Here is a 10,113-nt window from a genome sequence, read left to right on the forward strand (position 1 = left end):
TTGGTAGAACGGATATTAACTATCGATTTTACCAATGAAACGATAACCTTCACCATGGATGGTGCTGATAAGCTCAGATGTGCTGTTATCACTTTCAAAATGCTTTCTGATACGACGGATCGTTACATCAACAGTACGGTCATTTGCACGTAACTCACGACCAGTCATATGCTTGATTAGCTGCTCACGACTAAAAATACGGCCTGGAGAGTCAAGCATTAAACGTAGTGCTCTGTATTCACCTTTAGGTAAACGTTTGGCATCACCATTTGGTGATGTTAAACAGCGGCTATTTTCGTCAAGTTCCCAGCCATTGAAAGTGATCACACCATTTGTTTCAAGGCTTGATTCTTCACCGCCAAGGGCAGTACGTGAAAGCAAGTTACGAGCACGAATAGTTAATTCACGAGGATTGAACGGCTTAGTAATATAGTCGTCCGCGCCAATTTCTAGGCCTAAAATACGGTCTACATCATTATCACGACCGGTTAGGAAAATAAGTCCAACGTTACGCTTTTGACGTAATTCACGCGCTAATATTAGCCCGTTTTTGCCTGGCAGGTTGATGTCCATAACTACAAGGTTCACATCATCATTATTTGTAAGCTTGTCATGCATGTCATCGCCATCAATGGCTTCAATAACTTTGTAACCTTCAGCTTCAAATAAACTAACGAGGTTTAGTCGAGTTACGTCTTCATCCTCTACAATCAGAATGACTGGCGTTTGCATTATTAATTAACCTTTTTCGGAATATTTTATTTACAATTAATTCGGTATTGTATTATAAAACCGAATACTAGTGATTATAGGAGTATATCCAATTGTTAACAAGTAAAATCAATTCGGATGAAATTTAGAAACAGCTAATAACCGAGATTGCACTTTAAAACTGCTGCGCAACAACTGCTGTTTATTGATATACAGTCGGATTTTATTCCCTTCTTGGACCAAAGAGACAACGCCCCCTTTTTCTAAAAAATTGATACTCTCACCAACTGTTAAGGTATTTAATGAAATGGTATCGATCCAAAGTGGAATTATATCATCTTCCATTGTTTCATCAATGTATGTGATATCACAAAAGCGAGAAAGTTCAGAAATTTGCTGTTTTTTATCAATTAACACTGTTTCAATCGGTATATCGTTAATTTTAAGATTCGAATTATCCTTTAATAACTCACCAATTCCATGTTCAACGTCATAAAAACAAAAAGTCACAGCCTGTTTATTGTTAACTTTGGGGAACTCGACGAATTTTGCAATCTGAAATAGAAATGCCGATTTGACTTGTTCAGGTGATTTAGCCTGTAAAAATGCTGGAAACAACAGCATCAGAGCCAGTAATAAACCCGTTAGTTTCATAATTTGCTTGCCTCAGTTAAGGGCAAGGTAATTATAAAGCGTGTGCCTTCTATATTTTGATCATCAAAATAAACATTGCCACCTAAGGCTTGTGTGACTAAGTTGTAAACTAGATGCATACCTAAACCACTGCCACCTTCGCCGCGTTTAGTGGTAACAAAGGGATCAAAAATGCGTTTTTTAACGCTTTTATCAACCCCGATACCATTATCATAATAGTTAATGCTCAGGCTACTTTCGTTGCGTTCCACTGTAATTTCGATTTCGTTATTTTGATTATCTTTAAAGCCGTGGATCACCGAGTTACTTAACAATTGCTGCAATATCTGCTGAAGCGGGCCTGCTTTACTTTCGATCATCAATTGTTCAGAACAATGAATAACGATTTTAGGAGCTTTGCTCTCTAATTCAGTACGCATTGAAAGCATCACGTTGGTGATAAGCTCATGCATATTGACCAGCGAATTAATCTCTCCATCTTGGTTCACCGCTACTTTTTTAAAGCTGGATACCAGTTCCGCAGCGCGATTTAAATTCCGATAGATAAGATCTAAGTTTTCTATACCATTGTCGATAAAACGTTTCAATTGACTTGAGGTTAAGGTTTTTTGCTCAAACCCTAGGCTTATTTCTGCCAGTTTATCGCGTAGCAGGGTAGAGCCAGTGATCCCTAAACCAATAGGTGTATTTACTTCATGTGCAACACCTGCAACCATTTGCCCTAAAGAGGCCATCTTTTCACTTTCAACAATCTGATTTTGGTATTGATGCATCCGTTCAAGGGTTGTTAGCAACTCTTGATTTGCTTCTCTGAGCGCGATTGTACGTTGGTTTACTTTTTCTTCTAAGCTTTGGTTTAATTGTTTAATTTCTTGCTTATCGTTTTTATGGCGCTCTATTTGATTTTGCGTGCGAGTCAGCATGATGTTTAAACTGTTCGAAAGCATGTTGATTTCGGTAATATTAGTTTTTGGGGCTCGGGCGTTGTAATTATGATTTTTCGAGACATCTTGCAGTAATCTGCTTAAGTGGTCTATAGGGTCGGCAATACGTTTTTGAATTCGTTTTGCTACAAAATAAACCAGTATTAAAACGAATAACGTTAAAAGAATATCAATAAGAATTTTTTGGTTGATATACTCGTTGAGGCGCTCTAGGCCGCCACGAATATACACATAACCCTTAATATCACCTTCGTACGTGATTGGCTTGATTAGTTCTACGTAGTCTTCAGTGATCCTAGGCTGTTGGAGTTGTTCAATACTATCAACCCGAAGCGGCACTGGTGGCGTTTTTCGTGCATTAAAGCTGGTAAAAAATACCGCTTTATTTGAAATTTCGTCAATTGCGTAAATATGTATATTTTTAACGAGTGGAATTTTTTCGAAAGATTTAAGACGTTGTTCTTCGGTTTTTCTATCATCAAATAGTACGGTTACTTGGGCATTAAAGGCGATAATTTCTGCAAGGATATTGAGCTTATTGATGATTAACTGTTTTTGCTCTTTGACATCAAGGTAGGTCGAAATAGAAATAGATAACGATAAACACAAAGCAGTAACAAGCATGACTGCACTGATCAGGGCTTTGCGAATACTTGTTGGCGATGTTGATAAAGGCATTATTGTAATGAAGGCCCAGTTATATAATTTTTATTGAGTTGCTGTAAGTCTAGCAAAGACCTATCAAAGTGACTAAAAAATATAATAACTTTATTGAAAAGCTGCCATTTATATTATTTGGCAGCGTTTGTGAGGCAATAGTTGTAATTAACTGCTATACACTGAAAATTTATTGGTTTTGTGTACTACTTGATAACTACCGAACTGAGTTTCTAGAATTGGCGGGTATTTCAAGAAGCAGTTTGCAACAATAGTTAACTTGCCTTGCTTAGTTAAGTGCTGTTTAGCACCACTTAAAAACTGTTCAGCAACAGTATAATCAGTGGCAATACCGGTATGAAATGGTGGATTTGAAATAATAAGCTCAAATTTTCCAGTTACATTTGCTAATCCATCACTTAGTAAAGCGCTACCGTTTACACCGTTAAGTGCCAATGTTTGCGTGGTTGCATAAGCTGCAAGAGCACTAACATCCGTACAGGTAAAACTCAAAGCTGGATTTTTCAAACCTAAGAAGGTCGCAATAAGACCCGCGCCACAGCCAAAATCCAGCACATTGCCAGATTTAATTTCAGGTGCATTCTCTAACAGTATTTTAGTACCGCCATCAAGTTCACCGTGATTAAATACGCCAGGTACGCTAATGGCATTAAAACTAACGCCAGCCACATCAACATTAAATTGTTTGTGGTAACGAGTAATAACAAACTCAGCTAAGGTTTTTATCTCGGTGAATAAATACAAAGCACAATGGCGGGCACTGTCGATTTTATTGCTGTATTCACAGTGGCTACTAAATTGCTTTTCGATCGATTTCACACCACTTTTATTTTCACCAACCACCAGTAACTCAGCGTCTGGGTTGATAACCGCGCGAATATTGTCCAACGTCATCAATGCTTCAGGTTTTGCTTTTGGGTAGTAATAAATAACGAGGTCAAAGTGTTGACCGGCTATCTCATGGCTAACACAAACATCAATAGTGTTGATATTTTTAGCAAATTCGCCATTAGCATGGTTGTAGCTAAAAGCGCTGATCTTGCTGTTTGGATTTAACTGGCGCAGTTGTGACAAAAAGCCATCTTGCACAAAATTAACTACTAAAATAGAGTCCGCCGTTAGGTTTGCACTATTGCGTAGTAAAAGTGAACTTGGATTAGTTAATGCGCTCATATATGGCTTTGCCTTTAAAGTTGTTTTGATTAATTTAGCTAATACGCTCGAACATTAAATCCCAAACGCCATGACCTAAACGATGGCCGCGTTGCTCAAATTTCGTCAAGGGACGTAAATCAGGACGTGGCACATAATCGTTAGTCTCTGATTGGTTTTTAAAATGCTCCGCTGCTTGCATTACTTCAAGCATATGTTCTGCGTAGTTTTCCCAATCAGTTGCCATATGGAAGACACCGCCAATTTTTAATTTGCTACGCAAGCTCTCTACAAATGCAGGTTGTACAATACGACGCTTATGGTGACGTTTTTTATGCCATGGATCAGGGAAGAATAGTTGCACCGTTGTAATGCTGCCCTCAGCAATACAATCAGCAAATACTTCAACAGCGTCATGCTCAAAAATACGTAAGTTTGTAATGCCTGCTTCATCAGCATCCATTAAACATGCGCCAACACCAGGGCGGTGTACTTCAATACCAATAAAGTTAAGGTGTGGTGCGCTCTTGGCCATTTCGACCAATGATTTACCCATACCAAAACCAATTTCTAAAACAACGTCGTTGTCATTGCCAAATACTTGGGCTAGATCAAGCATGCCTTGTTGATGTTCAAGCCCCATGGTTGGCCAGCATTTTTCAATTGCCGCAGCTTGTCCTTTGGTTAAACGACCTTCGCGCTTAACAAAACTGCGAATGGTACGAATATATTTACCTTCTTGCATCGCTTGCTCAAGGTTATCGTTACTTGAATCACTCATATATTTTGGCCTGATGAAAACAACATGTCTTAAAATGGTGGCGTATTATCCCTGACCACGGCGTTGATCACAAGGCCTTATCTTTTGTGTATGTTTATAACTTGATATTTTAACTCACTGCAATAGACTGAGCGCCATTAAGGGTCGGGTTTTAAAAGTAGTTATTTTGAAGTTAAACAACAGTGAAGCAAGCTGGTTTTCTCAGCAAGTAGTCGATTGGTATGAATTACATGGGCGTAAAACTTTACCTTGGCAATTAAATAAAACACCTTACAAGGTGTGGATATCTGAGGTGATGTTGCAACAAACTCAGGTAATCACAGTTATTCCTTACTTTGAAAAGTTTATGCAAAGTTTTCCAGATATTATCGCTTTAGCAAATGCAGATGAAGATCACGTGCTGCATCACTGGACAGGATTGGGCTATTACGCTCGAGCTCGCAATTTACATAAAACCGCAAAGATAATCCGAGATCAATACAAAGGCGAGTTTCCAACAACGTTAGACGAGGTTGTTGCTTTGCCTGGAATTGGGCGCTCGACTGCAGGAGCTGTTTTATCGCTTTCTCTTGGCCAACATCATCCTATATTAGATGGTAATGTAAAACGTGTGCTTGCCAGATTTTTTATGATTGAAGGTTGGTACGGAGTTAAAAAAGTTGAAAACCAATTATGGCAACTATCAGAGCAGTTAACTCCAGCAAAACAAGTGACTGAGTTTAACCAAGCAATGATGGATTTAGGAGCAAGCCTCTGCTCACGTAGCAAGTTTGATTGCCAACCTTGCCCGTTGCGCTCGCGTTGTGCAGCGTATAAGACTGAGCAGGTAAAACAGTTCCCTCATTCAAAACCTAAAAAAGCAGTGCCAAAGAAAGTGTGTCATCAATTAATTATTCAATGTAATGATCAAGTATTGATGGAAAAAAGGCCTAACTCAGGAATATGGGGCGGCTTATTTAGTTTTTTTGAGTTTGAGCAAAAATCTCAGTTAGATACTTTTTTAGCACAGCAAGGGCTTGCCGTTACAACTGTGCCAATTGAGCCTTTTACGCATATATTTTCGCACTTTGAATTAACTATTAATCCGCATGTACTCACTTTGCATAAAGTGTCTGATGTGGTGAATGAGCGACAACTAGTTTGGTACCCATTGGACCAGTCCATAGAGGTTGGTTTAGCCGCTCCAACTAAAAAGCTAGTTAAACAAATTGCTACAATAGTTTACACTAACTGATATCGTTTCTAAGAGCACAAGAGAGCAATCATGGCACGCACTGTATTTTGTCAAAAGTTACAAAAAGAAGCCGAAGGGCTTGGTTTCCAACTTTACCCTGGTGAGTTGGGTGAAAGGATTTTTAATAATATTTCTAAAGAAGCATTTGCACAGTGGCAGCACAAGCAAACAATGCTGATCAATGAAAAGCATTTAAATATGATGGATCCAGAGCATCGTACTTTTTTAGAAGAGCAAATGGTTGGCTTTTTGTTTGAAGATAAAGATGTAGAAATCGAAGGCTACCGTCCGCCAGAAAAATGATTTTCACATGCGAATAAAAAGGGCAATAAGCCCTTTTTTAACGCTTGAATTAAATCAGATCATCTTGCTCTTGAGCATTACTAACTTGCTCTTTTAAAAACTGCGCAACACGGGAGTACTCAATCTCTAAATTGTCACGCAGTTCAATTAGTTGATCACTGGTTAAGTCTTGTTCCTTACAGTTATCTTCAAAGTCAGCTGCCAGTTCAGCTACTTTTTCTGCGCCAATTGTTTTCGATATAGATCTAAGTTGATGGCAAGCTGCAATTATTATTTCTTTATCACCGGTCATTACCCCCGTATTAATGTCTTTAGCTAACGTATGGCTTTGCTCTAAGTACATTTTAAAGAACCGTAACTGCTTTGCGTCATCATTGTTTATGTATTTAGCGAGCATTTCAAAGTTAATTGGTGCTGACGGCTTATTAGGAGAAGCTGTAATCGACTCTTGTTTGCTTTCACTCCAACTATTAAGTGTTGCCTCTAGTGTATTTAATTCCACAGGTTTAGTAATGAAATCGTTAATACCGGCATTTAAACAGCGTTCTTTTTCACCCTTTAAGGCATTTGCCGTTACTGCAATAACATAAGGCTGAGCGTTGATGTCTTCAAGTTGCGCGGCTTCGTCGCGAATTTTTTCAACCATGTCATAACCTGACATTTTAGGCATATGTAAGTCAGTTAAAATTAATGGGTAACGACCGCTTTGCCACATTTTTAAACCTTGTTCGCCGTTTTCAGCAACCTCAACGCCAAACCCAAGTAAATGTAGTTGATCGGTAAGCACTTGTTGATTCAAAATATTGTCTTCAACAAGTAGCACGAGTTTGTTTTCTTCGCGTGCTTGTTCAATATTTAAATAATTATTAAGGGTTTTAACTGGTTTAACTTGTCTTGGTGTATGCAGCCCCGCAGCAACCAATAGCGACATCATAAAGTTTGACTTACATAATGGCGACGCATTAAGGTAAAAGATGTTTTTGTGATTTATTGCGGCTTCATCCAATTTACTAAGTACGATCACCTGTTGGTTATTATCTTCAAGGGTGTACAGTAAACGGCGTAGTAAGTAATTAATGCTATCCATTGAATCGATACCATCAAGCACCCAAATAACACCGGGGTTGTCTTGATACTGTTCAATTTCTTGCACCGCTTGCACTGTAATTGTTTTTGCTCCCATAAATGATAAATAACGAGAAAGCGTTTGTTGTCTGCTTTGATGCTCAGTGACGAGTATCACCGAATGATCTTTCAAGGCGCCTTTATGGGCATACTTTATGGTGTTTTCAGTACTGAATGGCAATTCCACCACAAAGTCACTACCAATACCTATATCGCTGGTAACACTAATCGAGCCTAACATTAACTCGGTTAAACTTTTACAAATAGATAAACCTAGGCCAGTGCCACCGTACTCACGGGTAATTGATCCTTCGGCTTGAATAAATGGATTGAATATTTCACGCAGCTGAGCTTGGCTCATACCTTTACCATTGTCGCTGACGCTAAAACGCAGAGTAAAATGGTCAGCAGTATTTTGTGCCACTTCTACAGCAATGCGTACCTGACCTAGGCGATTTTCATCGGTGCTTGTAAATTTAATCGCATTACTACATAAGTTATAAAGTACTTGGCGAACGCGAACAGTATCACCAATTAAATTAATTGGTACATCAGGGGCTATGGCAAGCTCTAAATCAAGCTGGTGTTTTTTTGCAACCGATGACAATACTCTGGCAACTTCTTCAATAGTATCCGAGACCGAAAAAGGAGTTGGATCGATATTTAGTTTGCCCGCTTCAATCTTTGAGAAATCTAAAATATCATCCAGAATACCCAGTAGTGAAAAGGCTGATTCACGAATAATTGTGCTTAGACGATGCTGAGCGCCATTAAGATCTGTTTGCCTTAGTAAATCAATGGTGCCAATAACGCCATTCATTGGAGTGCGTATCTCATGGCTCATAGTTGCTAAAAACGTGGTTTTGGCTTCGCTTGCTTGTTCAGCTCTATGGCTCGCTTTTTCAAGCGCTAAAGTGCGGTTTTGCACTTCAGTTTCCAGACTGCTTTGCAGCTTATGCAAATCTTTTTGGGCTATGTCATTACTATTGATGGCATCTTGTACTTGCTGTAATAATTGATTGATATTTTTAGCTACAACGCCAAGGCCAATATCTAATTGTTCGTCGATATGTGTATTGTAACTACCAGATTTAGTGATGCTCTCTAATTTATGCGCAAGAGTGTCACTACTTTTGCGGATCCGCGTATTAAGATAAACGTTAAAAAACAGCGCCAGTAAAAATAAACTTACTCCAGCAATTCCTGCAATAGCCAATGCAAGTCCGATGGAATAATTTGGCAGTAGAGGGGTTACAGCTATTTTTTGTTTAATGATCAATTCACCAACGGGTTGATCATTTAAATTTAATTGATAGTGAATAATACCTTGCTCAACTGAATATTGATCAAGTTTTAGCGGTGCAATTGCCGGTTTATTACTAGCAAAAACCAATTGTGTTTGTGCAGTAGGTGTATATCTATATAAGTAGTAATCAAATTGATTATTAAGCGCAGCACTTAAATTTAGTAGTTGTGTGGCATTATCTTGTCCTGTTCGAGTTAATGCATTTACTAAAGGTGTGTCTAATTGCTCAGCTAATGTCATTAAACTTAGTGAGCTTGGTGGTGCTTTTGAGTCTTCAGTGTGGCTAGGGTAAAAAGAATAAGCAACCACAGCGAGTGCTGTTACGGCTAAGTTTATTAGTATAAAAAGAGGTAATAGTCCTTTTACAGGAGAAGAAAATTTACTCAGCATTTATTATCCAACTTATCTATTATCAACCGCAATCTAAACAGTCGCTTGTGTACTGGAAATCAATCCTATCATTTACCAGAAATAATTCACTACGTTTTTAGGACTGTTGTACACAAAGCAGTTAAAATACCTATCCAATACATAAATTAAAGAGTTATTGCTGTAAAAAACAGCGTACTTTACATTTATTAGTCGCTTTGTTGAAAAACTGTGCAAACAGTTATAAAGAATAAAAAAAAAGTTGACTTGAAAGGGCAAAACCAGTTTAATACGCCGCACACGCAGATAGCTCAGTCAGTAGAGCTAAGCTGAAGTTATATTAAAAATCCTTTGTGATTTTTAATATAACTGAAATTGCCCAGATAGCTCAGTCAGTAGAGCTAAGTGGGAATTGCATTGAAAATCCTTTGTGATTTTTATTAATACTGAAATTGCCCAGATAGCTCAGTCAGTAGAGCTAAGTGGGAATTGAATTGAAAATCCTTTGTGATTTTTATTAATACTGAAATTGCCCAGATAGCTCAGTCAGTAGAGCTAAGTGGGAATTGCATTGAAAATCCTTTGTGATTTTTATTAATACTGAAATTGCCCAGATAGCTCAGTCGGTAGAGCAGAGGATTGAAAATCCTCGTGTCGGTGGTTCGATTCCGCCTCTGGGCACCATTATTTAAATAATGGTGTTTAAATAAAATGATTAAAACACCATTATGCGTGCCTTAGCACACAGTTTAGTGTGCCGACTTAGCTCAGCTGGTAGAGCAACTGACTTGTAATCAGTAGGTCAACCGTTCGACTCGGTTAGTCGGCACCATTTATTTAAATTAAATGTTTTAAA

The 10,113-nt window shown here is 38.3% G+C and carries 8 protein-coding genes and 2 tRNA genes; 4 read left to right on the plus strand and 6 right to left on the minus strand.

Going from position 1 to position 10,113, the window contains the following annotated elements; translation table 11 throughout:
• Nucleotides 1-15: 15 nt before the first annotated feature.
• The 5 genes from arcA to trmB form a co-directional block, all read right to left on the minus strand.
• A complete protein-coding gene (arcA, locus tag H5232_RS06375; protein WP_016709833.1) occupies nt 16-732 on the minus strand; it encodes a two-component system response regulator ArcA in 717 nt (238 codons plus the stop codon).
• A gap of 108 nt (nt 733-840) precedes the next feature.
• Nucleotides 841-1,365 (minus strand): YfiR family protein, encoded by a 525-nt coding sequence (locus H5232_RS06380; RefSeq protein ID WP_149980884.1) that lies wholly within the window; start codon nt 1,363-1,365, stop codon nt 841-843.
• Nucleotides 1,362-2,987 carry a sensor histidine kinase gene (locus H5232_RS06385; RefSeq protein WP_182739405.1) on the minus strand — a complete coding sequence of 542 codons (1,626 nt, stop codon included), beginning with the start codon at nt 2,985-2,987 and terminating at the stop codon, nt 1,362-1,364. The genes H5232_RS06380 and H5232_RS06385 overlap by 4 nt, the downstream gene beginning before the upstream one ends.
• A 147-nt stretch (nt 2,988-3,134) precedes the next feature.
• Nucleotides 3,135-4,160: a 16S rRNA (guanine(1207)-N(2))-methyltransferase RsmC gene (rsmC, locus tag H5232_RS06390; RefSeq protein WP_182761645.1), complete on the minus strand. Its 1,026-nt coding sequence runs from the start codon at nt 4,158-4,160 to the stop codon at nt 3,135-3,137.
• A 34-nt stretch (nt 4,161-4,194) separates the two neighbouring features.
• Nucleotides 4,195-4,920: a tRNA (guanosine(46)-N7)-methyltransferase TrmB gene (gene trmB, locus H5232_RS06395; protein WP_145237549.1), complete on the minus strand. Its 726-nt coding sequence runs from the start codon at nt 4,918-4,920 to the stop codon at nt 4,195-4,197.
• Nucleotides 4,921-5,086: 166 nt separating this feature from the next.
• Between trmB and mutY the strand changes: the two genes are divergently transcribed.
• Both mutY and H5232_RS06405 read left to right on the plus strand, forming a co-directional pair.
• Nucleotides 5,087-6,154, plus strand: coding sequence for an A/G-specific adenine glycosylase (gene mutY, locus H5232_RS06400; protein WP_220491211.1), 1,068 nt, complete (start codon nt 5,087-5,089; stop codon nt 6,152-6,154).
• Between the two features lie 30 nt (nt 6,155-6,184).
• The gene (locus H5232_RS06405; RefSeq protein WP_145237543.1) at nt 6,185-6,457 is read left to right on the plus strand and encodes an oxidative damage protection protein; all 273 of its coding nucleotides are present in this window, start codon (nt 6,185-6,187) and stop codon (nt 6,455-6,457) included.
• Between the two features lie 49 nt (nt 6,458-6,506).
• On the opposite strand, the gene H5232_RS06410 is transcribed toward H5232_RS06405, so the two are convergent.
• A complete protein-coding gene (locus H5232_RS06410; protein WP_182761644.1) occupies nt 6,507-9,278 on the minus strand; it encodes a hybrid sensor histidine kinase/response regulator in 2,772 nt (923 codons plus the stop codon).
• A gap of 587 nt (nt 9,279-9,865) precedes the next feature.
• Here H5232_RS06410 and H5232_RS06415 point away from each other — a divergent pair.
• Nucleotides 9,866-9,941: transfer RNA gene (locus H5232_RS06415), tRNA-Phe, on the plus strand.
• Nucleotides 9,942-10,013: 72 nt separating this feature from the next.
• Nucleotides 10,014-10,089 (plus strand) — tRNA-Thr (locus tag H5232_RS06420).
• Nucleotides 10,090-10,113: the final 24 nt, after the last annotated feature.

This window comes from Pseudoalteromonas sp. SG41-5 (assembly GCF_014164495.1).
Lineage (GTDB): Bacteria > Pseudomonadota > Gammaproteobacteria > Enterobacterales > Alteromonadaceae > Pseudoalteromonas > Pseudoalteromonas rhizosphaerae.